The sequence below is a fragment of the Kitasatospora sp. NPDC038210 genome (assembly GCF_055600605.1).
The window spans coordinates 21428-45700 of the sequence record NZ_JBVJYK010000014.1 but is presented as its reverse complement, the minus strand read 5'-3'; the positions used below and the strand labels follow the sequence as shown (position 1 = coordinate 45700).

General features: G+C 73.1%; 24 protein-coding genes, 1 pseudogene and 1 riboswitch. Of the genes and pseudogenes, 19 read left to right on the top strand and 6 right to left on the bottom strand.

Features of this window, described 5'->3' with window-relative positions; genetic code table 11:
- Positions 1-60 precede the first annotated feature (60 nt).
- Entirely contained in the window at positions 61-2079 is a 2019-nt protein-coding gene (locus ACZ7KX_RS26760; protein ID WP_470328700.1) for an AAA family ATPase, read from the top strand.
- Between the two features lie 49 nt (positions 2080-2128).
- On the opposite strand, the gene ACZ7KX_RS26755 is transcribed toward ACZ7KX_RS26760, so the two are convergent.
- Both ACZ7KX_RS26755 and ACZ7KX_RS26750 read right to left on the bottom strand, forming a co-directional pair.
- Positions 2129-3823 (bottom strand): hypothetical protein, encoded by a 1695-nt coding sequence (locus ACZ7KX_RS26755; protein WP_470328699.1) that lies wholly within the window; start codon positions 3821-3823, stop codon positions 2129-2131.
- Positions 3824-3877: 54 nt separating this feature from the next.
- Entirely contained in the window at positions 3878-4261 is a 384-nt protein-coding gene (locus ACZ7KX_RS26750; protein WP_350521238.1) for an ArsR/SmtB family transcription factor, read from the bottom strand.
- A gap of 82 nt (positions 4262-4343) precedes the next feature.
- A riboswitch (cobalamin riboswitch) is annotated at positions 4344-4559 on the top strand.
- 32 nt (positions 4560-4591) lie between these two features.
- On the opposite strand from ACZ7KX_RS26750, the gene nicT reads away from it, so the two are divergent.
- Complete coding sequence (gene nicT / locus ACZ7KX_RS26745; RefSeq protein WP_350521237.1) at positions 4592-5707, top strand: Nickel transporter NicT; 1116 nt, start codon at positions 4592-4594, stop codon at positions 5705-5707.
- Between the two features lie 209 nt (positions 5708-5916).
- Here nicT and ACZ7KX_RS26740 read toward each other — a convergent pair whose 3' ends face one another.
- Positions 5917-6771, bottom strand: a complete 855-nt coding sequence (locus ACZ7KX_RS26740; protein ID WP_470328698.1) for an EamA family transporter — start codon at positions 6769-6771, stop codon at positions 5917-5919.
- A gap of 200 nt (positions 6772-6971) precedes the next feature.
- Between ACZ7KX_RS26740 and ACZ7KX_RS26735 the strand changes: the two genes are divergently transcribed.
- Positions 6972-7544, top strand: a complete 573-nt coding sequence (locus ACZ7KX_RS26735) for a helix-turn-helix domain-containing protein (RefSeq protein WP_350521235.1) — start codon at positions 6972-6974, stop codon at positions 7542-7544.
- Positions 7545-7667: 123 nt separating this feature from the next.
- On the opposite strand, the gene ACZ7KX_RS26730 is transcribed toward ACZ7KX_RS26735, so the two are convergent.
- Positions 7668-7916 (bottom strand): type B 50S ribosomal protein L31, encoded by a 249-nt coding sequence (locus tag ACZ7KX_RS26730; RefSeq protein ID WP_470328697.1) that lies wholly within the window; start codon positions 7914-7916, stop codon positions 7668-7670.
- A gap of 76 nt (positions 7917-7992) precedes the next feature.
- Positions 7993-8157 (bottom strand): 50S ribosomal protein L33, encoded by a 165-nt coding sequence (gene rpmG, locus ACZ7KX_RS26725; protein WP_470328696.1) that lies wholly within the window; start codon positions 8155-8157, stop codon positions 7993-7995.
- Between the two features lie 139 nt (positions 8158-8296).
- On the opposite strand from rpmG, the gene rpmB reads away from it, so the two are divergent.
- The 10 genes and pseudogenes from rpmB to ACZ7KX_RS26675 all read left to right on the top strand — a co-directional run bounded on the left by rpmB (position 8297) and on the right by ACZ7KX_RS26675 (position 15206).
- Positions 8297-8533, top strand: coding sequence for a 50S ribosomal protein L28 (rpmB, locus tag ACZ7KX_RS26720; protein ID WP_470328695.1), 237 nt, complete (start codon positions 8297-8299; stop codon positions 8531-8533).
- Complete coding sequence (gene rpsN, locus ACZ7KX_RS26715) at positions 8533-8838, top strand: 30S ribosomal protein S14 (RefSeq protein ID WP_470328694.1); 306 nt, start codon at positions 8533-8535, stop codon at positions 8836-8838. Before rpmB ends, rpsN begins: the two co-directional genes overlap by 1 nt.
- Before the next feature lie 5 nt (positions 8839-8843).
- Entirely contained in the window at positions 8844-10022 is a 1179-nt protein-coding gene (locus tag ACZ7KX_RS26710) for a CobW family GTP-binding protein (RefSeq protein ID WP_470328693.1), read from the top strand.
- Between the two features lie 26 nt (positions 10023-10048).
- Positions 10049-10311, top strand: a pseudogene (rpsR, locus tag ACZ7KX_RS26705) (30S ribosomal protein S18).
- A 9-nt stretch (positions 10312-10320) separates the two neighbouring features.
- The gene (gene rpmF / locus ACZ7KX_RS26700; protein WP_470328692.1) at positions 10321-10494 is read left to right on the top strand and encodes a 50S ribosomal protein L32; all 174 of its coding nucleotides are present in this window, start codon (positions 10321-10323) and stop codon (positions 10492-10494) included.
- Positions 10495-10789: 295 nt separating this feature from the next.
- The gene (locus ACZ7KX_RS26695) at positions 10790-11896 is read left to right on the top strand and encodes a M24 family metallopeptidase (protein WP_350521228.1); all 1107 of its coding nucleotides are present in this window, start codon (positions 10790-10792) and stop codon (positions 11894-11896) included.
- 75 nt (positions 11897-11971) lie between these two features.
- A complete protein-coding gene (gene efp / locus ACZ7KX_RS26690; protein ID WP_350521227.1) occupies positions 11972-12535 on the top strand; it encodes an elongation factor P in 564 nt (187 codons plus the stop codon).
- A gap of 4 nt (positions 12536-12539) precedes the next feature.
- Positions 12540-12977, top strand: coding sequence for a transcription antitermination factor NusB (nusB, locus tag ACZ7KX_RS26685; RefSeq protein WP_470328691.1), 438 nt, complete (start codon positions 12540-12542; stop codon positions 12975-12977).
- Between the two features lie 227 nt (positions 12978-13204).
- On the top strand, positions 13205-14026 hold the full coding sequence (locus tag ACZ7KX_RS26680) for a thioesterase family protein (RefSeq protein WP_470328690.1): 822 nt from the start codon (positions 13205-13207) through the stop codon (positions 14024-14026).
- A gap of 223 nt (positions 14027-14249) precedes the next feature.
- On the top strand, positions 14250-15206 hold the full coding sequence (locus tag ACZ7KX_RS26675) for a hypothetical protein (RefSeq protein WP_470328689.1): 957 nt from the start codon (positions 14250-14252) through the stop codon (positions 15204-15206).
- Positions 15207-15351: 145 nt separating this feature from the next.
- Here ACZ7KX_RS26675 and bldD read toward each other — a convergent pair whose 3' ends face one another.
- The gene (gene bldD / locus ACZ7KX_RS26670; RefSeq protein WP_030056198.1) at positions 15352-15855 is read right to left on the bottom strand and encodes a transcriptional regulator BldD; all 504 of its coding nucleotides are present in this window, start codon (positions 15853-15855) and stop codon (positions 15352-15354) included.
- 330 nt (positions 15856-16185) lie between these two features.
- Between bldD and pyrR the strand changes: the two genes are divergently transcribed.
- Genes pyrR through carB form a run of 6 tightly spaced genes read left to right on the top strand, consistent with a single transcriptional unit; the run spans position 16186 to position 24126 of the window.
- Positions 16186-16809 carry a bifunctional pyr operon transcriptional regulator/uracil phosphoribosyltransferase PyrR gene (gene pyrR / locus ACZ7KX_RS26665; protein ID WP_350521223.1) on the top strand — a complete coding sequence of 208 codons (624 nt, stop codon included), beginning with the start codon at positions 16186-16188 and terminating at the stop codon, positions 16807-16809.
- A 5-nt stretch (positions 16810-16814) separates the two neighbouring features.
- A complete protein-coding gene (locus ACZ7KX_RS26660) occupies positions 16815-17804 on the top strand; it encodes an aspartate carbamoyltransferase catalytic subunit (protein WP_396550391.1) in 990 nt (329 codons plus the stop codon).
- Entirely contained in the window at positions 17801-19105 is a 1305-nt protein-coding gene (locus ACZ7KX_RS26655) for a dihydroorotase (RefSeq protein ID WP_470328688.1), read from the top strand. Before ACZ7KX_RS26660 ends, ACZ7KX_RS26655 begins: the two co-directional genes overlap by 4 nt.
- Positions 19105-19671 (top strand): PH-like domain-containing protein, encoded by a 567-nt coding sequence (locus ACZ7KX_RS26650; protein ID WP_350521220.1) that lies wholly within the window; start codon positions 19105-19107, stop codon positions 19669-19671. The genes ACZ7KX_RS26655 and ACZ7KX_RS26650 overlap by 1 nt, the downstream gene beginning before the upstream one ends.
- Positions 19668-20825, top strand: coding sequence for a glutamine-hydrolyzing carbamoyl-phosphate synthase small subunit (carA, locus tag ACZ7KX_RS26645; RefSeq protein ID WP_350521219.1), 1158 nt, complete (start codon positions 19668-19670; stop codon positions 20823-20825). The genes ACZ7KX_RS26650 and carA overlap by 4 nt, the downstream gene beginning before the upstream one ends.
- A complete protein-coding gene (gene carB, locus ACZ7KX_RS26640) occupies positions 20818-24126 on the top strand; it encodes a carbamoyl-phosphate synthase large subunit (protein WP_470328687.1) in 3309 nt (1102 codons plus the stop codon). The genes carA and carB overlap by 8 nt, the downstream gene beginning before the upstream one ends.
- The last annotated feature ends 147 nt before the right edge of the window (positions 24127-24273 follow it).

Genomic DNA, 24273 nt, shown 5'->3' with positions numbered 1-24273 from the left:
GCTCTCCGGCCCGGCTCCCGGACCGTAGGCTGGGGCCGACCGGCCGGAGGGAGCAGGCAGATGGAGCAACGCCGGGTTGCCAACACCGTGTCAGGGACGGTGGGCGGCCACGTGGTGCAGGCCGACAGCATCGGATCGGTGCACCTCCACCAGGTGGAGCCGCTGCCGAGGCCTCGTCAGGTCCGGCTGCCGCACGGTCCCTTCGTCAACCGGCAGCCGGAACTCGCCGCGCTGAAGGCGGCGTTGGACCGGGTCGAGGCGGGCGGGCTGGGGATCGTGGTGTTCACCGGGCTCGGCGGGGTCGGGAAGACCGAGCTGATCGCCAAGTTCGCCGAGGAACACCGGGACCGCTTCCCCGGCGGGGACCTCTACGCGGACCTCCTGGCCTACCGGCACCGGGGCGGGGTGGACCTCCCGTCGCTGCTGGCCGGCTTCCTGCGCGCCCTCGGGTCGGAGCCCCCGGCGGTGGAGGCGGAGCGCTTCACGATGTTCCGCACCGTCACCGCCGAGCGGCGTTGCCTGTTCTTCCTGGACAACGTCGAGCACGCCGCCGAGGTGCGCGCCCTGCTCCCGTCGAGCGGGCTGGTGGTGGTCGCGAGCCGGCGACGGCTGCCCGCGCTGCGGACGGACGGCGCCGAGGTGCGGCAGCTCGGGCCGCTCGGTACGAGCGCCGGCACCGACCTGGTGAGGGCCTGGCTGGGCGCCGGGCGGGGCACGGACGGGGAGTTGGCGGCGCTGGTCGAGCTGTGCGGCGGGCTGCCGCTGGCGCTGAACGCGGTCGGCAGCCAGCTGCTGGACCGGGACAACCTGCCGGTCGGCCGGGTGGTGGCCGAGCTGCACGACCGGGAAGGCGGATCGGCCTTGCTGGACGACGAGGAGAACGCCCTCGGCCCGACGTACGACCTGGTCCACGAGCGGCTGTCGCCGAAGGGCCGGGCGCTCTACCGCCTGATCGGCGTGCACCCGGGCCCCTTCGTGTCGGCCGAGGCGGCGTGCGCGGCGGGTGTCGAGCAGGCCGGTGCGGCGCTGGACGAACTGCGCGCCGTCCACCTGGTCGACGAGGTGGTCGACGACGGCCCCGAGACCCGCTACCGCGCCCACGACGTGGTGCGGCTGCACGCCTACCGCCGCGCCCGCGACCTGCCCGGTCGGCAGGAACTCCTCGCCCGGGTGGTGGCCTACTACCGGGCCCGGGCCGCGCTGGCCGACCGGGCGATGGGGGAGCGGCTGCGGCTGCAGGAGGCCGGCGGCGAGGAGCTGCCCGGTTTCGCCGACGGCGCGACCGCCCTGGAGTGGCTGTACGCCGAGCGGGCCAACCTGCGTGCGGTGGTGGAGGAGGCGGCCGAGCAGCAGTGGCACGGCGAGGTGTGGCGGCTCTGCGAGTCGCTCTGGCCGCTGTACCACGGCCGCAAGCTGTACGAGGACTGGATCGCGACCCACCGGCTCGGCGTCGAGTCGGCCCAGTGGGACAACCAGCCGGCCGCCGTGGTCCGGATGCGCAACCAGCTCGCCCGCGCCCACTTCGAGCGCAAGGAGTACCCGCTCGCGGCCGAGCAGTTGGCGCTCGCCGCGGAGCAGCTGCCGCTGGTGGCGGACCGCCGGGTGGTGGGCGTGCTGCACGAGACGGACGGCCTGCTCTGCCTGGCCGACGGCCGGCCCGGCGAGGCGGTGGAGCGGTTCACGCTGGCGCTGGCGGAGAACCGGGGCGACGACCACGGTGAGATCGTCCAGAGCTACAACCTGGCGCAGGCGCTGATCGCCGACGGCCGGGCGGAGGAGGCGCTGACCGTGCTGGACGGTGCCGTCGCACGGGCCGCGGACACCGACGACCGCGACATGCTGATGAAGCTGCCGCTGGTCCGGGCCCGGGCCCACCGCGCGCTCGGGGAGCTGCGTCTCGCCGCCGTCCACGCCGGTGACTGCGCCCGGCAGGCCGAGCAGCGCAAGCAATACGCCAAGGAGGCGCAGGCGCACACCCTGCTCGTCGGCCTCGCGGCGGAGCTGGGCGACGAGGAGCTGGCGGAGCGCAGCCGTGAGCGGCTGCGGGAGCTGCGGGCACGGGACGGCCGGGAGGGCTAGGGCAGGGGCGGTCGGGACTCGGTGCCCGGGGCCGGAGCGGTCGGGGCGGCTAGGAGGGGGAGGGCCGGGGCGGCTCGGTGGTGAACGAGACCCGGGTGCGGTGTTCGCCGGTGCGGACGGTGAGCCCGTGCTCGGGGAGGCCGGCCGGGTCGCCGCCGTCGGCGAGCCAGCAGGCCACGGCGGAGCCGAGCAGCAGCGGGTCGAGGCGGGGCTCGGGGCTGCCCCAGTCCGGTTCGGCGCGGGCTTCGAGGAGCAGCCCGGTGCGCAGCCGGAGCAGGTGGCGGGCCGGGCCGAGGGCGGCCACCGCGACGGCGAGGCCGGGGAGTTCGGCGACGGTGTCGGCGAGCCAGCGGGTGGCGGGGCGCTCGGCGCGGACCTCGGTGCGGGCCAGCACCTCGGCGGTGTAGCGCAGGGCGTCGCCTGGGTGCTCGTCGGTGAGTGCGTGGAAGCCGCGCGGGGTGTGGTCGGCCGGGTCGAAGGGGTAGCGCCGCAGTCCGACCTCGGTGCCCTCGCTCTCGCCCTCGACGTCGTACGCGGTGGGCGCGTCGGTGGTGCCGGGGCGCGGGACGGGCCCGGGGTAGGGCGGCAGGAGCGGTTCGTCCCCCGGTTCGTCCAGCTGTTCCAGGAAGGAGTAGAGCAGCGGGCGCAGCAGTTCGGCGGAGCGGCCGCGGCGGCTCAGCGAGCGGTCGGTGAGCGGGCGCAGGGCGGCCGGGTCCCGCTTGCCCAGGGCCAGTTCGAGCTGGGCGGCGAGGTCGCCGTCGGGGTCGAGCACGGGCGCGGCCTGTCCGAAGGCGTAGCCGGGGGAGCGCGGGTCGAGTTCGGCGGCGCCGGTGGCGACCAGCACGGTGGGCCGCTCCAGGGCGGCGCCGTAGACGGAGACCGAGCCGTGGTCGCCGATCAGGCAGTCGGCGGCGACCAGGGCGGCCTGCCAGCCCTGGTGCGGCGGGATCAGGCGCAGGCCCATCCGGCGGGCGGCGTCGAGCAGGGCCTCGGGGTCGTGGCGGCTCCAGATGTTGGGGTGCAGGACGACGGCGACGGCGTACTCGTCGGCGGGCAGCCGGCGGACCAGGCGCTGGGGCAGGTCGGGGCGGCGGCCGAATAACGAGTGCTCGCTCCACGTGGAGTTGACGACGACGAGCCGCCGGCCGTCGACGGCGCCGAGCGCGGCGCGGTAGGCGTCGCGGGAGCGCAGGCTGCGCAGCATCCGGTCGAAGCAGGGGTCGCCGACCACCCGGGCGACGTCCAGTGCCTCGGGGCAGGAGACCCGCAGGCGGTCCAGCTGCTCGGGGTGGGAGAGGCCGAGGACGTCCACGAACACCCGCCCGCGGTGGGTGAGTTCCTTGCGGGAGAGGCCGGCGGCGCTGACCGTGTCGCCGGTGGACTCGGTGACCAGGCGGTTGTAGCCGGCGCCGTGCGGGAGCACGACGAGCCGGGCGTCCAGGCGGTGCATGGAGGAGTGCACGGCGCAGGAGACGGCCAGGTCGAAGCGGTGCCGGACGGCGTCCTCCCAGTCCAGCAGGGTGAAGCCGGGCAAGCCGTGCAGGTACTCGTCCAGGGCGCGATCGGCGAAGGCGGAGCCGGGGTTGACGGTGAAGTACCGCTCGACCCCGTCCGGGTGCAGCAGGGTGAGGACGTCCAGGACCCGGGTGGCGGAGGTGAGGGTGCGGGCGACCGCCAGCACGCGGGCCTTGACCGGTCGGGTGTTCCAGCGGTCGGCGGGCCAGGCGTGGGGGTGGGACGGCACGCCATGATCGTACTCACCCGGGGTGCCGGTGCGGCCGCGTTTCCCGAGTGTCGGTCAGCCGGCCGCGGCGGTGGGCTCGTGGTGCTCGGCGGCGACGCACTCGTCGAGGAGGGGGCGCATGTCCTGGTCGACGAGCCGGTAGCGCACGACTCGTCCGTCCTTGTCGCCGGTGACCACGCCGGCCGTGCGGAGCAGCCGCAGGGCCTGGGAGACGGCGGGGTCGCGCATGCCGGTGGCGACCGCGAGGTCGGTGACGGCGAGCGGGCCCGCCCGGTGGAGGGCGAGCAGCAGGGCGAGCCGTCCGGGGTCGGCGAGCAGCGAGAACCGCTCGGCCCAGGACCGGACGTGCGCGGCGTCACCGATCGCGGCGATGGCCTCGCAGACCCGGTGTCCGTCGATGGTGCGGTGGCCCGCGCGGTCGGCCGGTACGAGATGCATGCGGACATTCTTGCAGGCGGGCGGCTGTGATCCTGGACACCTGCGCAGGTGCGCAGCCTTGCATGGGTCGGGGCCGGGCCCCTACCGTGTAGCCCGCCGTGGTGCTCGGGAAGACCGGTGACGGACCCTCAGGGGTCCGGAGTCCGGAGCGGCCCTCGCCACTGTGATCGGGCCGTTCCCCCGTCCGCGGGGGAGCGCCGTCCGTACCCACGACGTCACTGGGCGCCTCGCGCACCCGGGAAGGCGGGTACGGGCGTGTCCCGTAAGCCAGGAGACCGGCCGCGGCATCTCACGAAGTGATTCCACGAGGTGCTGGAGCGTGATCCGCAGATGACCCTGCCCGAAACCGCCGCCGCGGAGGCCGCAGCGGCTCCCTCCGTACTGCCCACCTTCCGGTGGCGGCGCGAGGACACCGTCCGCACGGCCGGGCTGATGGGCGTGATCCTGGCCATGCACGTGGTGGCCTTCGGGACGCTCATTTTTCTGGTGGCACCCGAGCGGTACGCGGTCGGTACCCAGGTCTTCGGGGTGGGCCTGGGTATCACCGCGTACACCCTCGGGATGCGGCACGCCTTCGACGCCGACCACATCGCGGTGATCGACAACACCACCCGCAAGCTGATGGCGGACGGCAAGCGGCCGGTCTCGGTGGGCTTCTGGTTCGCCCTCGGGCACTCCTCGATGGTGGTCATCATGGCCGCCCTGGTGGCGGGCGGCGCGCAGCTGGCGAACACGCTGATGGACGACGAGTCGACCACCCACAAGTGGCTCGGGGTGGTCGGGACGACGGCCTCCGGCGCGTTCCTGTACCTGATCGGGGCGCTCAACCTGGCGGCGCTGCTCGGGATCCTCAAGGTGTTCCGGGCGATGCGCGCCGGGCAGTACGACGAGGCGGAGCTGGAGGCGCACCTCGACTCGCGCGGCTTCATGGCCCGGGTGCTGAACCGGGCCACCCGGTCGATCACCCGGCCGGGGCAGATGTTCCCGGTCGGCATGGTGCTGGGCCTGGGCTTCGACACCGCGACCGAGGTCACCCTGATGGTGATGGCCGGCTCGGGTGCGGCCGCCGGACTGCCCTGGTACGCGATCGTCTGCCTGCCGCTGCTGTTCGCGGCCGGGATGAGCCTGTTCGACACCCTGGACGGGACGTTCATGAACTTCGCGTACCAGTGGGCCTTCGCCAACCCGGTGCGCAAGGTGTACTACAACCTGACCATCACCGGGCTGTCGATCGCGGTGGCCTTCATCATCGGCACCATCGAGCTGGTCGGTGTGCTGCACGAGAAGTTCGACCTCACCGACCCGGTGAGCGGCTGGATCGCGGACATCTCGCTGGACAACGTCGGCTACGCGATCGCCGGGCTGTTCGTGGTGGTCTGGGCGCTGGCGATCGGGTACTGGAAGCTCGCCCGGGTCGAGAAGCGCTGGGCGCCCGAGGGCTCGTGACGGGTCCGAGCCCGGGGGCATGAGCGCGGCTCATGACGTCGGGCATGAGCGCGGCTCATGGGGTCGGGCATGAGCGCGGCTCATGGGGTCCCATGAGGTCGGCTCATGGCGGCCGGGGGCATGAGGTCGACTCATGGCGTCGGGGCATGAGCGCGGCTCATCCCACTGCCCCATGAGCGCGGCTCATGGGGCAGCGTCATGAGCACCTCTCATGCGGCCGCGAGCAGCAGCGTTCCCGCGACGGCGAGCCCGGCGCCGACCACCTGGACCGGGCGCAGCCGCTCCTTGAACACCCCGCGTGCCATCAGCGCGGTGACCACGGGGTAGAGCGAGGAGAGGACGGCGGCCACGGTGGCCGAGCCGCGGTGCGAGGCCATCGCGAAGACGGCGTTGGCGACGACGTCGGCGAGCCCGACCGCGGTGAGCAGCGGCAGCCGGGCCCGCAGTCCCGGCAGCAGGCCGGCCGCATCCCCGGAGCGGCGCAGGCCGGCCACCAGGACGGTGCCGCCGACGGCGACGTTGCACAGCCGTTGGACGCACAGCACCAGCAGCAGGCCGCCGTCCGCCGAGGCGTGCGCGATCAGGGCCATCACCGTGCCGAAGCCGAGGGCCGCACCCAGGGTGAGCAGCAGGGTGCTGCGGGCGGCGGCCCGGCCGCCGCGCTCGGGCCCGGAGGCGAGCACCACGCCGGCCACCGCGACGGCGATCCCGGCGATCCGGCCGGGGCCCGGGCGGTCGCCGAGGGCCAGGCCGACGCCGACGGGCACCAGGACGGCGACGGTGGTCAGCGGCGAGACCACGCCCATCGGGCCGAGGGCGAGCGCGCGGTAGAAGGCGAGGACCGCGAACGGGCCGATCACCCCGGCGGCGACCGCGTACCAGAGGGCGGGGGAGGCGTCGGCCCAGCTGCCGGTGGCGAGGACGGCGGCCAGCAGTACGGCGGCGGCCGCCGCCTGGGAGGCGACCACCACGGCGAGCGCGGGCAGCCGCCGGGCGAGTGCGCCGCCGCCGAAGTCGGCGACGCCCCAGAGCAGGCTGGCGGAGAGCGCGAGCAGGGCGGTCACGGGCGGGCCCCGGGCCGCAGGAGGTTGCCCGGGATGGTGGGTCCGCCGGGCGCGGAGGGACTCAAGGACAGCACAATGCACTCCGAAGTACAGTCGGGTGGACTCGTTGCCGAGGTTTGGCAGCGTAGTGCAACAAACTGAACTTGCCGAACACTATTTCGCACTGTCACGACCAGTGGACACACCGGAGGACTGACCGCGTGCCGGACCCCGACCTCGTCTCCCGGGCCCTCGCCCGGAACCTCAAGCGGCTGCGCACCGAGCGCGGTCACACCCTGGACGCCCTCGCCGCCCGCTCCGGGGTGAGCCGCGGCATGATCGTGCAGATCGAGCAGGGCCGTACCAACCCGAGCGTGGCCACCGTCGTCCGGCTCGGCGACGCGCTGGGCGTCTCGGTCGCCACGATGCTCGACTACGAGAAGGGGCCGGACGTCCGGATCGTGCCGGCCGACCAGGCCGTGCCGCTGTGGGCCGGGCCGTCCGGCGGCACCGGCACCCTGCTGCACGGGATCGAGGCGCCCGGCCCGCTGGAGCTGTGGAGCTGGCGGATGGAGCCGGGCGAGGAGTACTCCTCGGAGCCGCACCCGGCCGGGACGGTGGAGATCGTCCGGGTCGACGAGGGCGAGCTGACCCTGGTGCACGACGAGCGCGAGCACCCGGTGCCGGTCGGCGGCACGGTCTCCTTCGACGCCTCGTACCCGCACGTCTACCGCAATGCGGGAGAGCGGACGCTGGCGCTGACCATGGTGGTCTCGGTGCCGCCACCGCGCTGATCCCCGGCGCCGCCCCGGTCGCGGCCCCCTGCTTCGCATGCCGCAACGGCGCCTCCCCGTCCGGGAGGCGCCGTTGCGGCGTTCTCGGTGCCGGTCGCCCTGGGTGCCGGCCGCCGGTCGCCGTCAGTGCCGGTCGCCGTACCGCCGGCGGAAGCGCTCGACCCGCCCCGCGGTGACGAGCACGCGGGACTGGCCGGTGTGGAAGGGGTGGCTCGCAGAGGAGATCTCGACGTCGATCACCGGGTGGGTGTTGCCGTCCTCCCGGACGACGGTGCGGTCGCCGGTGACCGTCGACCGGGTCAGGAAGGCGAGGCCGCCGACCTTGTCGCGGAAGACGACCGGGCGGTAGGCGGGGTGGATTCCGGGCTTCATGGCGGGGTTCCTCTCGGGGGTCGGTCGGTCGGCCGGTCGGGTACGGGTGCGGGTTCAGGTTCGGGTGCGGGGGTGCTCAGCGCTCCTCGCGGAAGTCGACGTGCCGGCCCGCGACCGGGTCGTACTTGCGCAGGACCATCCGGTCCGGGTCGTTGCGGCGGTTCTTGCGGCTCACGTACGTGAAGCCGGTGCCGGCGGCGGAACGGAGCTTGATGACGGGACGCAGTTCGCTGCGGGCCACGGGGTGTCCTCCTGGGGTCGTGGTGCGGGTGTCCGGGGTGCCGGGCCGAAACCGTACACAGAAATGGATGTCATTTTCATCTGGTGTAACGTGAGCTCCGTCCTGCCCATTCCCGAGCGCCAGGGAGCAAGGAGCACCCATGTCTGCCCACTGCCGACTCACCGGCCGCCGACCCGGCTTCGGCAACGCGATCTCGCACTCGCACCGCCGCACCCCCCGCCGCTTCGACCCCAACATCCAGCGCAAGCGCTACTGGCTGCCCAGCGAGGGCCGGTACGTCCGGCTCGTGCTGAGCGCCAAGGGCATCCGCACCGTCGACGCGATCGGCATCGAGGCCGCCGTCGCCCGCATCCGGGCCCGGGGGGAGAAGGTCTGATGGCCAAGCAGAGCAAGATCGCCAAGAACGGACGGCGACGCGCCGTCGTCGCCCGCTACGCAGAGCGCCGGGCCGAACTGAAGCGGATCATCGCCCGGCCCGGCACCGACCCCGCCGAGCGTGCCGCCGCGCAGACCGAACTCGCCCGCCAGCCGCGCGACGCCAGTGCCACCCGGATCCGCAACCGTGACGCCGTGGACGGCCGCCCCCGCGGCTACCTGCGCGCCTTCGGCCTCTCCCGGGTCAACCTCCGCACGCACGCCCACGCCGGTCACCTGCCGGGCGTCCGCAAGGCCAGCTGGTGAGCGGCATGACGGCCGACCCGGACGGGATCAAGCTGCCGGTGGTCGTCGTCGCCGGTCTGCACGCCGACGAACGCCGCGCCGCCGTCGGGGAACTGGCCGCCGCCGCAGTGGACGCGGTGGTGCTTCGGCACGATCTGCGGGACGCCTCGCTCGGCCTCGTCCACCGCGAACTGCGCGACGCCGGAGGGGCGTTCGACGTGGACGACGTGCCGCTGACGAACGACTGCCCGTGCTGCGCCCTGCGCGAGGACCTCCTGCCCCGGCTGCTGGAGATCGCCGACGAGGGTCGGCACGGGCTCGCGATCGTCGAACTGTGGGGCGGCAGCGACCCGCACCCGGCCGTGGAGGTGATCGCCGGAGGGGAGTCGGACGGCCGGCAGCTCGCGGACGTCGTCGAACTCGCGGGCGTGGTCACCGCGGTCGACCCGGACCGGCTGATCGGCGAACTGTCCGTCCCCGACGACCTGGTGGACCACGGCGAGCACACCGCCGGGCGGGACGGGCGGACCCGCGCGGAGGCGCTCGCCCATCAGATCGAGTACGCCACCACCCTCGCCGTCCCGCGCGCCACGGCGCACGCGCCGGGGCTCGCGCTGCTGCGCCAGCTCCACGCCACCGCCAGGGTCGTCCGGCTCGGCACCGGCACCCTCACCCGGGCCGCGCTCGGCGGGTTCGACGTCGCCGCCGCCCGCGACCGGGTCAACCCGGCGATCGCGCTGCTGCCGCAGCAGCGGGACGAGGCGGGCGTCACCACCCTGGTGTGGGAACGCCGCCGGCCGCTGCACCCGGGGCGGCTGCACGAGGCGCTGGAACTGCTCGTCCCGGCAGCGCAGCGCAGCCGCGGCCGCTTCTGGCTGGCCAACCGGCCCGACCTGCTGCTGGCCTGGGACGCGGCGGGGGCCAACCTCGCGGTCGAGGAGTGCGGGCCCTGGCTCACCGCCCTCCCCGACGCGGCCTGGGACCTGTACCCGCCCGCGCGCCGGGCGGCCGCCGCCCTCGACTGGCACCCGCTGCACGGTGACCGGGTCCAGCAGCTCAGCTTCACCGCGGAGGGGCTGGACTCCGACGGCATCACCGTGCTGCTCGACTCCTGCCTGCTCACCGACACCGAACTCGCCGTCGGCGAAGGGGGCTGGAAGGCCCTGCCCGACGCCTTCCGGGACCTGCTCGACCCCGTCCACTGACGTCCGCCGAAAGGACGCCCGCTGTCATGCGCCACCGAACCGCCCCGCCGAAGAACCGGCCCGACCCCCTGATCGCGGGCGGCATCGAGTACGTCGACCACGAGGACACCGAGCTGTTGCGCCGCTTCGTCTCCGACCGCGGCAGGATCCGCAGCCGCAGGGTCACCTCCCCCAGCCTTCGGCCGGGGGTACCCCCACCACCGTGCAGCAGCAGCGGGCGGCGGCCCGGGCGATGAAGACCGCCCGCGAGACGGCCCTCCTCCCGTACACCTCCGGCCCGAGCCGATAGGAGACCCCGATGGCCGTACCCAAGCGCAGGACCTCCCGCAGCAGCACCCGTCACCGCCGCGCCCGCTGGAGGGCGACGGCTCCGCGGCTGGTCCCGATCGCGATCGACGGCCGGGAGCTGCTCGTGCCGCAGAACCTGGTCCCCGCTTACCGGCGCGGGCTGATCGGCCCGGACGGGGCGTAGTGCGGCCCGGTACCGGGTGGGCGCCGTCGGGGGGTGTGGGCTCCCCGGCGGCGTCGCCCGCGTTCCCCCGGGGGAGCGGCCCGCGGCGGCGCCCCGGTCACCCGGTTGCCCCGCCCGGCCCGGGTGGCGGCGGGAACCCTTCGGCCCGGAACCGGTCGCGGGCACAGGTCGGGGGGAATCCGTCGCGGGAACCAGCCGGTGGTACGGGGGCGCGGGCGGGCGCGGGGAGGCACCCCGGGGTCCTGTCGGGGGTGCTCGGCGGGCGGTTCGGGCCGGGGGTTCGTAGGCTCGACGCATGGCGGATGCGTACGCGGGGCGGCGGGAGCGGGTGAGGGAGCACTGCAGTGCGGCCGGGGCCGATGCGGCGCTGATCACCCGGGCGGCGAACGTGCGGTATCTGACGGGCTGCGCGCCCTGCGGCGCGACGCTGCTGCTGACCAGGGAGCGGGCGCTGCTCGCGCTGCCGGACGACGTGCCGCCGGACGACACGGGGGAGCACCTGATCGCCGCGGACGTGACCCAGCTGCCGGTGGCGGCCGGGACGGACACCGCGCTGGCCGCCGCGGCCACGGCGGCGAGCTTCGGGGTGGCGGGGCTGGCGGTGGAGGAGCACGACCTGACCGTCAGCCGGCACCGGGCGGTGGCGGGCCGGGTGGAACGGGCCCGGCTGGTCGACCTGGGGCAGTTGGTCGAGCGGCTGCGGGTGGTCAAGGACGAGCACGAGATCGCCGACCTGCGGATCGCCGCCGAGATCGCCGACCAGGCGCTCGGCGAGCTGCTGGAGTCGATCCTGGTCGGGCGCACCGAGCGGCACCTGGCCATGGAGCTGGAGCGCCGGATGATCGACCACGGCGCCGACCGGGCCGCCTTCCCGGTGTCGGTGGGCACCGGCAGCCACTCCGGCCAGGCCGCCCACCAGCCGACCGACCGCCGGGTGGAGGAGGGCGACTTCCTGACCGTGGTGATGGGCGCCCAGTACCGCGGCTACCGCATCTCCACCGCCCGCACCTTCGTGATCGGCGCTGCTCCGGCGCCCTGGCAGGTGGAGCTGCACCGGCTGGTCTTCCGGGCCCAGCGGGCGGGCCGGGAGGCGCTCGGCCCGGGTGTCGAGCAGTGCGTGCCCGACCGGGCCGCCCGGCAGGTCCTGGAGGCGGCGGGCCACACCGAGACCTCGCCGCATCCGGTGGGCCACGGCATCGGACTGGAGATCCGGGAGGCGCCGCGCCTCGGCCCGTCGGACATGGGTAAACTGGACAGCCGCGTACCGGTCACCGTCGGTCCGGGGGTCCACCTCCCGGGCAAGGGCGGTGTCCGGATCGAGGACACGCTCGTCGTGCGCCCCCTCGAAGAGGGCGGGCCCGAGCTGCTCACCATCACCACCAAGGAGCTCCTCGCCCTGTGACCGCGGCCCACGGCCGTCGGCGGCAGGACGCAAACCTTGGTTCCTTGACAGCTATATCCAGGAGTAAGTGCGCCCGTGGCTTCCACGAACGATCTCAAGAACGGCATGGTCCTCAAGCTTGATGGCGGCAAGCTCTGGTCCGTCGTCGAGTTCCAGCACGTCAAGCCCGGCAAGGGCCCGGCCTTCGTGCGTACCAAGCTCAAGGAGGTCCTGACGGGCAAGGTCGTCGACAAGACCTTCAACGCCGGCACCAAGGTCGAGACCGCCAACGTCGACAAGCGCGGCATGCAGTTCTCGTACAAGGACGGCGAGAACTTCGTGTTCATGGACATGGACACCTACGACCAGATCACGGTCGAGCCGTCCGTCGTCGGCGACGCGGCCAACTACCTGCTGGAGGGCTTCGAGGCCCTGGTCGCCACCAACGAGGGCGCCGTCCTCTACATCGAGCTCCCGACCTCGGTCGAGCTGGTCATCTCGCACACCGAGCCGGGCGTCCAGGGCGACCGCTCCACCGGTGGCACCAAGCCGGCCACCCTGGAGACCGGTGCCGAGATCCAGGTCCCGCTCTTCGTCGTCACCGGCGAGAAGGTCAAGGTCGACACCCGCGACGGCAGCTACCTCGGCCGGGTGAAGTAAGTCCGTGTCGGCCGCACGCAGCAAGGCCCGCACCCGGGCCTTCCAGATCCTCTTCGAGGCCGACCACCGCGGGGTCGACCCGCAGCAGGTCCTCGCCGACTGGGTGGCCCGCGCCCGCGACCCCAGGCCCGACGAGGGCACCCCGCAGGTCGGTGAGTACACCATGGAGCTGATCGAGGGGTACGTCCAGCACGCCCGTCGCATCGACGACCTGATCTCGCAGTACGCGGTGGGCTGGACCCTCGACCGGATGCCGATCGTGGACCGCAACGTCCTGCGACTCGGCGCGTACGAGCTGATCTGGGAGGACGGCGTCCCGGACGCGGTCGTCCTGGACGAGGCCGTCGAGATCGCCAAGGAGTTCTCCACGGACGACTCCCCGGCCTTCGTCAACGGTCTGCTCGCCCGCTTCCTGGAGCTGAAGCCGAGCATCCGCCGGTAACGGCCACGCCCTTCCGACGGCCGTCGGACCCGAACGCGGGTCCGACGGCCGTTCGGCGTTCCCGGTCCCGTCCGGCCCGGCCGCGTCCGGCGTGCCCGGTTCGTCCGGCGTTCTCCGAGCCTTCGCTGTTCCCGGCCGTCGCGCGTTTCACCCGGGCGGCGTAAGGTGAGTTCCTACTCATCAGTAACTTGGTGTTCGGAACCCCGTGCGAAGGGCAGGTCCCCCACATGACCACCGCGATCCGCAGCGAGTTCGACCAGGGCATCGCCCTGACCAGACACGCCGAGGAGGCCGGCCGCTACGAGGCCGAGCTGGGCGAGGGCTGGCAGATCGGCGGCGGGGTGAACGGCGGGCTGCTGCTCGCCGTGGCCGGACACGCGCTGTCGCTGGAGCACGGCACGCACCCGGACCCGGTGTCGATCAGTGGTTACTACCTGTCCGCCTCCACCCCCGGCCCGGCCACCGTCCGCACCGAGGTGCTGCGCTCCGGCCGCGGGCTCTCCACCGGCACCGCCTCGCTCAGTCAGGACGGCGTCGAGCGGCTGCGCGTGGTGGCCAGCCACGGCGACCTCTCCACCGGCGACGGCGAGGTGCGCACAAGTGCGCAGCCGCCGCAGCTGCCGCCGCCGGACCAGTGCATCGGCGTGGAGCACGCGCCCAAGGAGCTGATCGCCCAGGCCGCCCTGCTGGAGCGCTTCGACCTCCGGCTGGACCCGGCCACCGTCGGCTGGGCGCTCGGGCAGCCCTCCGGCAACGGGCGGATCCAGGGCTGGTTCCGGCTCGCCGACGGCCGCGAGCCCGACCCGCTGCTGCTCCTGCTCGTCGCCGACGCGCTGCCGCCGGTCACCTTCGACCTCGGCATGCCGGGCTGGGCCCCGACCGTCGAGCTGACCGTCCACCTGCGCGCCAAGCCCGTCCCGGGCTGGCTGCGCGTCACCCACGCGACCCGCAACCTGGCCGGCGGGTACTTCGAGGAGGACGCCGAGGTCTGGGACGAGTCCGGCCGCCTGGTCGCGCAGTCCCGCCAGCTGGCCCGGGTGCCCCGGTAGGTCCGCCAGGGGCGCGCCGCCGGTGCTATCACCCGTGGTTACATTCCTGTGACACGCCGTACGTGTGCGACGCGCGGGGGGTGGGGAGGAAGGCGGTCAGCGGCGAGCCCGCCGCCGACCGTCACCGCCGATGCCAGGAGCCACCCGTGAGCGAGCGAAGCGAGCGAACAGTCGAGAGGCGTGCACGGGCGACCGCCCCCGCCGAGCGCGGCGAGGTGGGCGCATGAGCCGGAACGGTCGCGCCCGTCGCAACTCCGACTGCACCGCCGGCGGCCCCCGGCCCGCGGTCCGGGCCTCGCACCGGCCGCCGCGGGCCGAGGGCGGCGAGCGGGCCGAGGGGGCCGGGGTGCCGGCCGGGGGCGCCGACCAGGCGTTCGTCATCGGCGTGCTGACCAACGCCGCGGACTTCGCGCGGGCCCGCGTCTGGGGGATCTCCGACGCCCCCGACTTCGAGCGCTACCTGGCCGACACCGCCGACCTGCTGGGCGACGCGCTGGAGCGCTTCGAGGCCGTCCGGGCCCGGATGTTCCACCCGCAGGACTTCGAGGAGTTCTGCCTGCTCAACGGCCTGGACCCGGCCGCACCCACCGCCCGTGACCGCTACCTGGTCAACCCGCCGCTGCAGACCCAGCTGCTCGCCTACCAGGGCGAGGAGCTGGCCGGGGACTTCGTGCCGCGCCTCGTCCGGGCCCGGGAGAACGGGCTGACGCTCAGCCATGCCGACCTGCTGCTCGACGGCGGGCTGTACGGGGGTGCGGGCGAGCCGGACGACGGGCACGCCGACTGGGTGCGCGCCGCCTACCAGCGCGGGGGCGAGGTGTTCCGCCGGATGCTGGTCGGCGCGGGCGCCGGCGTGTACGAGCTGCGTCTGCGGGTGGACGCTCCCGGCGGGGCCCTGACCGCGGCGGCGCGGGTGCTGCAGTGGGAGGACGGCGTGGTGCGGGTCAACGACGAGGACCTGGAGCTGGTCTGCGCGGTGCTGTGCGCCGGGCTGGCCCTGGAGCTGCCGGGCGTCGCGGTGCTGCACGGTTCGCAGGGCTCGGCGGCCTCCTGCGGGGAGTACCTGCCGGCCTCCTGGGCGTGGTCGAGCGGGGGCCAGGACTGGGCGCCGGCGGACCGGCCGGTCCGGCTGGACGGGGTGGCGGCCCGGCCCGGCTACAGCCTGGGCACCGTCTGCTGAAGCCCCGGCGCCCCCGAGGCCTGCGGCGGTGCGGGCGAACGCCGCGGCGCGGCCCCGTTTCGGGGTGCCGCGCCGTGACGTTTCTGCTTGTCAGCACTGGTGAAACGAGTGCTGGGTCCGCTGGCGGGAGCCGGTGCGGTGAGCCTCAGCTCGCGTCCTCCTCGCGCACCGCGCGGCGCGCGTCGGGGTTCAGCACGCCCCACGAGATGAGCTGCTCGGTGAGGATCGACGGCGACTGGTCGTAGATGACGGCCAGGGTGCGCAGGTCGTCCTGGCGGATCGACAGCACCTTGCCGTTGTAGTCACCGCGCTGGCTCTGGATGGTCGCCGCGTAGCGCTGCAGCGGACCGGCCTTCTCGGAAGGGACCTGGGTCAGTCTCTCCAGGTCGAGGACCAGCCGCGGCGGCGGCTCGGCCGCGCCACCGGGGGTGCCGCCGGGCAGCAGCTCCTGCACCGGGACGCCGTAGAACTCCGCCAGCTCGGCCAGCCGCTGCACGGTGACCGCACGGTCACCGCGCTCGTACGAGCCTACGACGACTGCCTTCCAGCGCCCCTGGGACTTCTCCTCGACACCGTGCAGGGAGAGACCCTGCTGAGTGCGGATCGCTCGGAGCTTGCCTCCGAGTTGCTTCGCGTAGTCGCTGGACATTGATCTCCCCGGACGAGATTGCTTCGCGTTCAGTGGTGGGTCACGGGCGATTGCCGACGCCGTTACCGGTGGGTTCGACGTCCGTCTCGTAACTCACTGTGAGGTTACGTAGAGTAAGGTAGTTGCGTCAAGCCGAATGGGGCAGTCGTGCGAATGGCCCGCATCGTCGGCGCGTCCGGGGTGTAAACCGCGGGAAGCGGAATGATGGACTTCCGTTTGCCGTCCGGGGCGCTGCTAGGATGACCCGAAGCCCACGCCGGTCCGGCGGGGGCGATCCCAGACATCCTTTAAGGCCCGTCCAGTGAGGCGGGGAAGGAGGTCCGCTTCGGCATGACCGCATACCAGGATTCGACGCCGCGACCGCCGCACCAGGTGCTGGACGGTACGGACATCGCCCGGGTCATCACCCGGATAGCGCACGAGATCGTCGAGCGCGCCAAGGGCGCGGAGGACGTCGTGCTGCTCGGCATCCACACCAGGGGCGTCCACCTCGCCCGCCGCCTGCACGGCCGGCTGGCCCAGATCACCGGGCGCGACATCCCGCTGGGCACCCTGGACATCACCATGTACCGGGACGACCTGAGGCTGAAGCCCGCCCGCGCCCTGGAGCACACCGAGATCCCGTCCGGCGGCATCGACGGCAAGCTCGTCGTGCTGGTCGACGACGTGCTCTTCTCCGGCCGCACCATCCGCGCCGCGCTCGACGCGCTGAACGACATCGGCCGGCCCCGCGCCGTCCAGCTCGCCGTCCTGGTCGACCGGGGCCACCGCGAGCTGCCGATCCGCGCGGACTACGTGGGCAAGAACCTCCCCACCTCGCTGCGCGAGGCCGTGCAGGTGCGCCTCTCCGACAGCGACGGCGTGGACGCCGTCCTGGTCGGCGACCGCGACTTCGCCCAGCGCTCCTCGCAGGCCATGGCCGCCAAGCCCACCGAACCGCACCTCCCGGAGTAACCCGCGTGAAGCGCCACCTCGTCTCCGCCGCCGATCTCAGCCGCGACGACGCGCTGCTGATCCTGGACACCGCCGAGGAGCTGGCCCAGCTCTCCGGCCGGGCCGTCAAGAAGCTGCCCACGCTGCGCGGCCGCACCGTCGTCAACCTCTTCTTCGAGGACTCCACCCGGACGAAGACCTCCTTCGAGGTCGCCGAGAAGCGCCTCTCGGCCGACGTCATCAACTTCTCCGCCAAGGGCTCCTCGGTCTCCAAGGGCGAGAGCCTCAAGGACACCGCGCTGACCCTGCAGGCCATGGGCGCCGACGCGGTGGTCATCCGCCACCACGCCTCGGGCGCGCCGGCCCGGCTGGCCCAGTCCGACTGGCTGCACGGCAGTGTGATCAACGCCGGTGACGGCACCCACGAGCACCCCACCCAGGCGCTGCTCGACGCCTTCACGATGCGTCGCCACCTCAACCCGGGCTCGGGTCACGACCTGGCCGGCCGCCGGGTGACGATCGTCGGTGACGTCCTGCACAGCCGGGTCGCCCGCTCCAACGTCCACCTGCTGAACACCCTCGGTGCCCAGGTCACCTTCGTCGCGCCGCCGACGCTGCTGCCGATCGGCATCGAGAACTGGCCCTGCGAGATCAGCTACGACCTGGACAGCGTGCTGCCCAAGACGGACGCGCTGATGATGCTGCGGGTGCAGCGCGAGCGGATGAACGCCGCGTTCTTCCCGACCGAGCGCGAGTACAGCCGCCGCTACGGCATGAACGGCCTGCGGCTGTCCCGGCTGCCGGAGCACGCGATCGTCATGCACCCCGGCCCGATGGTCCGCGGCATGGAGATCACCGCCGAGGTCGCCGACTCGCCGCGCTGCACCGTGGTCGAGCAGGTCGCCAACGGCGTCTCCGTCCGGATGGCCGTGCTCTACCTGCTGCTCGGCGGAGCCACCCCCGCCGACGCCCCCGCCGACGCCCCCCGCACCGAGACCGTGGAGACCGCTCAGTGACCACCTACCTGATCCGCAACGCCAAGATCCTCGGCGGCGCCCCGCAGGACCTCCTCCTCGCCGACGGTGTGATCAAGGAGATCGGCACCGGCCTGACGGCCGAGGCGGACATCGAGATCGACGCCTCCGGGCTGATCGCGCTCCCCGGCCTGGTCGACCTGCACACCCACCTGCGCGAGCCCGGCCGCGAGGACGCCGAGACCGTGCTCACCGGCACCCAGGCCGCCGCGATGGGCGGCTTCACCGCCGTGCACGCGATGGCCAACACCACCCCGGTGGCCGACACCGCCGGCGTGGTCGAGCAGGTCTGGCGCCTCGGCCAGGAGGCCGGTTACTGCGACGTCCGCCCGGTCGGCGCCGTCACCGTCGGCCTGGAGGGCAAGAAGCTCGCCGAGCTCGGCGCGATGCACGAGTCCGCCGCGGGCGTCCGGGTCTTCTCCGACGACGGCAAGTGCGTCGACGACGCGGTGCTGATGCGCCGCGCCCTGGAGTACGTCAAGGCCTTCGACGGCGTCGTGGCCCAGCACGCCCAGGAGCCGCGGCTCACCGAGGGCGCCCAGATGAACGAGGGCCAGGTCTCCGGCGAGCTCGGGCTCGGCGGCTGGCCGGCCGTCGCCGAGGAGTCGATCATCGCCCGCGACGTGCTGCTCGCCGCGCACGTCGGCTCCCGGCTGCACGTCTGCCACGTCTCCACGGCCGGCTCGGTCGAGATCATCCGGTGGGCCAAGGCCAAGGGCTGGGACGTCACCGCCGAGGTGACCCCGCACCACCTGCTGCTCACCGACGAGCTGGTCCGCTCCTACGACCCGGTGTACAAGGTGAACCCGCCGCTGCGCACCGCCGAGGACGTCCAGGCGCTGCGCAAGGCGCTCGCCGACGGCACCATCGACGCCGTCGCCACCGACCACGCGCCGCACCCGGACGAGGACAAGGACTGCGAGTGGGCCGTCGCCGCGATGGGCATGGTCGGCCTGGAGACCGCGCTGTCGGTCGTCCAGCAGACCATGGTCGAGACCGGCCTGCTGAACTGGGAGGGCGTCGCCGACCGGATGTCGCGCCGCCCGGCCCGGATCGGCCGTCTCACCGGACACGGCCGGCCGATCTCGGTGGGTGAGCCCGCCAACCTGGTGCTGTTCGATCCCGCGTACCGTGGTGCCGTGAACCCGGACAGCTTCGCCACCCGCAGCCGCAACACCCCCTACAAGGGCCTGGACCTGCCCGGACGGGTGCACGCCACCTTCCTGCGCGGCCGCGCCACCGTGCTGGCCGGCGAGCTCGCCGAGCAGGACGGCGCGCGGTGATGGACTACGCCACGCTCGCCAAGGAGCAGGCGAAGGTCACCAACTGGCCCGGGTACATCGGCTGGTCCGTCGGCCTGCTGATCCTGATCGGCCTCGTCTACTGGCTGATGCGCCAGGGCTGGAACTGGCGGCGCACCCTGCAGTCCGGCATCCCGCCGCTGCCCGCCGTGCCGGACGGTGCCGGGCGCACCATCCTGGAGACCAGCGGCCGGTACCACGGCACGACCACCGCCGGGAACTGGCTCGACCGGGTCGTCGCGCACGGCCTGGGCACCCGCAGCCGGGCCGACCTCACCCTCGGCGAGGACGGCCTGCTGGTCCGGCGTCCCGGTGACGTCGACCTGTGGATCCCGGCCGCGCACCTGACCGGCGCCCGCACGGACTCCGGGATCGCCGGCAAGGTCGTCCCGTCCGGGCTGCTCGTCGTCACCTGGACGCACGAGGGCTCCGAGCTGGACTCCGGCTTCCGGGCCGACCACCCCGACGAGCACGCCGCCTGGGTCGAGGCGATCGCTCACCTTGCCACACGTACGCAGACGAAGAAGACGGAAGAGGCCGCGCAATGACCGCACCTGCCCCCACCACGCAGCGCCAACGGCGGGAACGCGTCCCCGCCGTGCTCGTCCTGGAGGATGGCCGGACCTTCCGCGGCCAGGCCTACGGCGCGATCGGCGAGACCTTCGGCGAGGCGGTCTTCAACACCGGCATGTCCGGCTACCAGGAGACCCTGACCGACCCGTCGTACCACCGCCAGGTGGTCGTGATGACCGCCCCGCAGATCGGCAACACCGGCTGGAACGACGAGGACGACGAGTCCGCGCGGATCTGGGTCGCCGGCTACGTCGTGCGCGACCCCGCCCGCGTCGCCTCCAACTGGCGCTCGCGCCGCTCGCTCGACGAGGAACTGGTCGACCAGGGCATCGTCGGCATCAGCGGCATCGACACCCGCGCGCTGACCCGCCACCTGCGCGAGCGCGGCGCGATGCGCTGCGGCATCTTCTCCGGCGAGGCGCTGGCCGACCCGGCCGCCCTGCTCGCCCGGGTGCAGCAGTCGCCCGAGATGAAGGGCGCCGACCTGTGCGCCGAGGTGGCCACCACCGAGGCGTACGTCGTCCCCGCGATCGGCGAGAAGAAGTTCACCGTCGCCGCGCTGGACCTCGGCATCAAGGGGATGACCCCGCAGCGGATGGCCGAGCGCGGCATCGAGGTGCACGTGCTGCCGGCCAACTCCACCCTGGAGGACCTCTACGCGGTCCAGCCGGACGGCGTGTTCTTCTCCAACGGCCCGGGCGACCCGGCCACCGCCGACCACCAGGTCGCCGTGGCGCAGGGCGTGCTGGAGCGCAAGACCCCGTTCTTCGGGATCTGCTTCGGCAACCAGATCCTCGGCCGCGCCCTGGGCTTCGGCACCTACAAGCTCAAGTACGGCCACCGCGGCATCAACCAGCCGGTGCAGGACCGCACCACCGGCAAGGTCGAGGTGACCGCCCACAACCACGGCTTCGCCGTGAACGCCCCGCTGGACAAGGCGAGCGACACCCCGTACGGGCGGGTCGAGGTCTCCCACGTCTGCCTGAACGACGACGTGGTCGAGGGCCTGCAGGCGCTCGACGTCCCCGCCTTCAGCGTGCAGTACCACCCCGAAGCTGCTGCCGGCCCGCACGACGCGGCCTACCTCTTCGACCGTTTCGTGAAGCTCATGGAGGGCCAGCGTGCCTAAGCGCACTGACATCAAGTCCGTCCTGGTGATCGGCTCCGGCCCGATCGTGATCGGTCAGGCCGCCGAGTTCGACTACTCGGGTACGCAGGCCTGCCGGGTCCTCAAGGCCGAGGGCCTGCGGGTCGTGCTGGTCAACTCCAACCCGGCCACGATCATGACCGACCCGGAGATCGCCGACGCCACCTACGTCGAGCCGATCACCCCGGAGTTCGTCGAGAAGATCATCGCCAAGGAGCGCCCCGACGCGCTGCTGCCGACCCTGGGCGGGCAGACCGCGCTCAACACCGCGATCTCGCTGCACGCGGCCGGCACGCTGGAGAAGTACGGCGTCGAGCTGATCGGCGCCGACGTCGAGGCGATCAACAAGGGCGAGGACCGCGACCTCTTCAAGGGCGTCGTCGAGGCCGTCAACGCCAAGATCGGCCACGGCGAGTCCGCCCGCTCGGTCATCTGCCACACCATGGACGAGGTGCTGGCCGGCGTCGACACGCTCGGCGGCTACCCGGTCGTCGTCCGCCCCTCCTTCACCATGGGCGGCGCCGGCTCCGGCTTCGCCCACAACGAGGAGGACCTGCGCCGCATCGCCGGCCAGGGCCTGACCCTCTCGCCGACCACCGAGGTGCTCCTGGAGGAGTCCATCCTCGGCTGGAAGGAGTACGAGCTGGAGCTGATGCGCGACAAGCACGACAACGTCGTGGTCGTCTGCTCCATCGAGAACTTCGACCCGATGGGCGTGCACACCGGTGACTCGATCACCGTCGCCCCGGCGATGACCCTCACCGACCGCGAGTACCAGATCCTGCGCGACATCGGCATCGCCGTCATCCGCGAGGTCGGCGTCGACACCGGCGGCTGCAACATCCAGTTCGCGGTGAACCCCGAGGACGGCCGGGTCATCGTCATCGAGATGAACCCGCGCGTGTCCCGCTCCTCGGCGCTCGCCTCCAAGGCCACCGGCTTCCCGATCGCCAAGATCGCCGCCAAGCTGGCCGTCGGCTACACCCTGGACGAGATCCCCAACGACATCACCGAGGAGACCCCGGCCTCCTTCGAGCCGACCCTCGACTACGTCGTGGTCAAGGTGCCGCGGTTCGCGTTCGAGAAGTTCCCGAGCGCCGACGCCACGCTGACCACCACCATGAAGTCGGTCGGCGAGGCCATGGCGCTGGGCCGCAACTTCCCCGAGGCGCTGCAGAAGGCGCTGCGCTCGCTGGAGAAGAAGGGCTCCCAGTTCTCCTGGACCGGCCCGGTCGGCGACAGGACCGAGCTGCTGGCCAAGGCGGTCGTGCCGACCGACGGCCGGATCAACACCGTGATGCAGGCGATCCGGGCCGGCGCCACCCCGGAGGAGGTGTTCGAGGCCACCAAGATCGACCCGTGGTTCGTCGACCAGCTCTTCCTGCTGGACGAGATCGCCGGCGAGCTGGCCGCGGCCGCCGAGCTCACCCCCGACCTGCTGCGCCACGCCAAGCGGCACGGCTTCTCCGACACGCAGATCGGCGAGATCCGCGGTCTGAAGCCGGACGTCGTCCGCGAGGTGCGCCACGCCCTCGGCATCCGCCCGGTCTTCAAGACCGTCGACACCTGCGCCGCCGAGTTCGCCGCCAAGACCCCGTACTTCTACTCGTCCTACGACGAGGAGAACGAGGTCGCACCGCGCTCCAAGCCGGCCGTGATCATCCTGGGCTCCGGCCCGAACCGCATCGGCCAGGGCATCGAGTTCGACTACTCCTGCGTGCACGCCTCCTTCGCGCTCGCCGAGGCCGGGTACGAGACCGTCATGGTCAACTGCAACCCGGAGACCGTCTCCACCGACTACGACACCTCCGACCGGCTCTACTTCGAGCCGCTCACCCTGGAGGACGTGCTGGAGATCGTCCACGCCGAGCAGCAGGCCGGACCGCTGGCCGGCGTGATCGTCCAGCTCGGCGGCCAGACCCCGCTCGGCCTGGCCCAGGCGCTCAAGGACAACGGCGTGCCGATCGTCGGCACCCAGCCCGAGGCGATCGACCTCGCCGAGGAGCGCGGCGCCTTCGGCCGCGTCCTGCGCGACGCCGGCCTGCCCGCGCCCAAGCACGGCACCGCCTTCTCCTTCGAGGAGGCCAAGGCGATCGCGGACGAGATCGGCTACCCGGTCCTCGCCCGCCCGTCCTACGTGCTCGGCGGCCGTGGCATGGAGATCGTCTACGACGAGGCCTCGCTCGCCTCCTACCTGGAGCGGCACGCCGGTCTGATCTCCGAGCACCCGGTGCTCATCGACCGCTTCCTCGACGACGCGGTGGAGATCGACGTCGACGCGCTCTACGACGGCACCGAGCTCTACCTCGGCGGCGTCATGGAGCACATCGAGGAGGCCGGCATCCACTCCGGTGACTCCGCCTGCGCGCTGCCCCCGATCACCCTCGGCGGCCACGACGTCAAGCGCCTGCGCGCCTCGACCGAGGCCATCGCGCGCGGCGTCGGGGTGCGCGGTCTGATCAACATCCAGTTCGCCCTCTCCGGCGACATCCTGTACGTCCTGGAGGCCAACCCGCGCGCCTCCCGGACCGTCCCGTTCACCTCCAAGGCGACCGCCGTGCCGCTGGCCAAGGCCGCCGCCCGGGTCTCGCTCGGCGCCACCATCGCCGAGCTGCGCGCCGAGGGCATGCTCCCGGCCGAGGGCGACGGCGGCACGCTGCCCGCCGACGCGCCGATCGCGGTCAAGGAGGCCGTGATGCCGTGGAGCCGCTTCCGCGACGTGCACGGCCGCGGCGTGGACACCGTGCTCGGCCCGGAGATGCGCTCGACCGGTGAGGTCATGGGCATCGACAAGGTCTTCGGCACGGCCTACGCCAAGTCCCAGACCGGCGCCTACGGCGCGCTGCCGACCAAGGGCAAGGTCTTCGTCTCGGTCGCCAACCGCGACAAGCGCAACCTGGTCTTCCCGGCCCGCGCGCTGGTCGGCCTCGGCTTCGAGCTGCTCGCCACCGCCGGCACCGCCGAGGTGCTGCAGCGCGGCGGCATCCCCGCCACCGTGGTGCGCAAGCACAGCGAGGGCGAGGGCCCGAACGGCGAGAAGACCATCGTCCAGCTGATCCACGACGGCGAGGTCGACCTCATCATCAACACGCCGTACGGCACCGGCGGCCGCCTCGACGGCTACGAGATCCGCACCGCGGCCGTGGCCCGCGCGGTGCCCTGCCTGACCACCGTCCAGGCGATGGGCGCGGCCGTCCAGGGCATCGACCGGCTGCTGCGCGACGAGGTCGGGGTCATGTCGCTCCAGGAGCACGCCGAGCTGATCAACGCCGGCCGCAAGTAGCACCACCGCAGTGGGGGGCACCGAAAGCGAGTCGGGTGCCCCCCACTTCCATGCCCGCCCGTCGCCCGCCGGCCGGGCTGTGCCCGCCCGTCGCCCTCCGCCGGGTTGTGCCCGCCGACCGGGCCCGTGCCTCGAATCCCGCTATCC

Bases quoted from the DNA above. Each gene is read 5' to 3' on its own strand.
- ACZ7KX_RS26760 (WP_470328700.1), top strand. From the start codon at position 61: ATGGAGCAACGCCGGGTTGCCAACACCGTGTCAGGGACGGTGGGCGGC.
- ACZ7KX_RS26750 (WP_350521238.1), bottom strand. From the start codon at position 4,261: ATGCATCTCGTACCGGCCGACCGCGCGGGCCACCGCACCATCGACGGA.
- nicT (WP_350521237.1), top strand. From the start codon at position 4,592: ATGACCCTGCCCGAAACCGCCGCCGCGGAGGCCGCAGCGGCTCCCTCC.
- ACZ7KX_RS26730 (WP_470328697.1), bottom strand. From the start codon at position 7,916: ATGAAGCCCGGAATCCACCCCGCCTACCGCCCGGTCGTCTTCCGCGAC.
- rpmB (WP_470328695.1), top strand. From the start codon at position 8,297: ATGTCTGCCCACTGCCGACTCACCGGCCGCCGACCCGGCTTCGGCAAC.
- rpsN (WP_470328694.1), top strand. From the start codon at position 8,533: ATGGCCAAGCAGAGCAAGATCGCCAAGAACGGACGGCGACGCGCCGTC.
- ACZ7KX_RS26710 (WP_470328693.1), top strand. From the start codon at position 8,844: ATGACGGCCGACCCGGACGGGATCAAGCTGCCGGTGGTCGTCGTCGCC.
- rpmF (WP_470328692.1), top strand. From the start codon at position 10,321: ATGGCCGTACCCAAGCGCAGGACCTCCCGCAGCAGCACCCGTCACCGC.
- ACZ7KX_RS26695 (WP_350521228.1), top strand. From the start codon at position 10,790: ATGGCGGATGCGTACGCGGGGCGGCGGGAGCGGGTGAGGGAGCACTGC.
- ACZ7KX_RS26680 (WP_470328690.1), top strand. From the start codon at position 13,205: ATGACCACCGCGATCCGCAGCGAGTTCGACCAGGGCATCGCCCTGACC.
- ACZ7KX_RS26675 (WP_470328689.1), top strand. From the start codon at position 14,250: ATGAGCCGGAACGGTCGCGCCCGTCGCAACTCCGACTGCACCGCCGGC.
- bldD (WP_030056198.1), bottom strand. From the start codon at position 15,855: ATGTCCAGCGACTACGCGAAGCAACTCGGAGGCAAGCTCCGAGCGATC.
- pyrR (WP_350521223.1), top strand. From the start codon at position 16,186: ATGACCGCATACCAGGATTCGACGCCGCGACCGCCGCACCAGGTGCTG.
- ACZ7KX_RS26650 (WP_350521220.1), top strand. From the start codon at position 19,105: ATGGACTACGCCACGCTCGCCAAGGAGCAGGCGAAGGTCACCAACTGG.
- carA (WP_350521219.1), top strand. From the start codon at position 19,668: ATGACCGCACCTGCCCCCACCACGCAGCGCCAACGGCGGGAACGCGTC.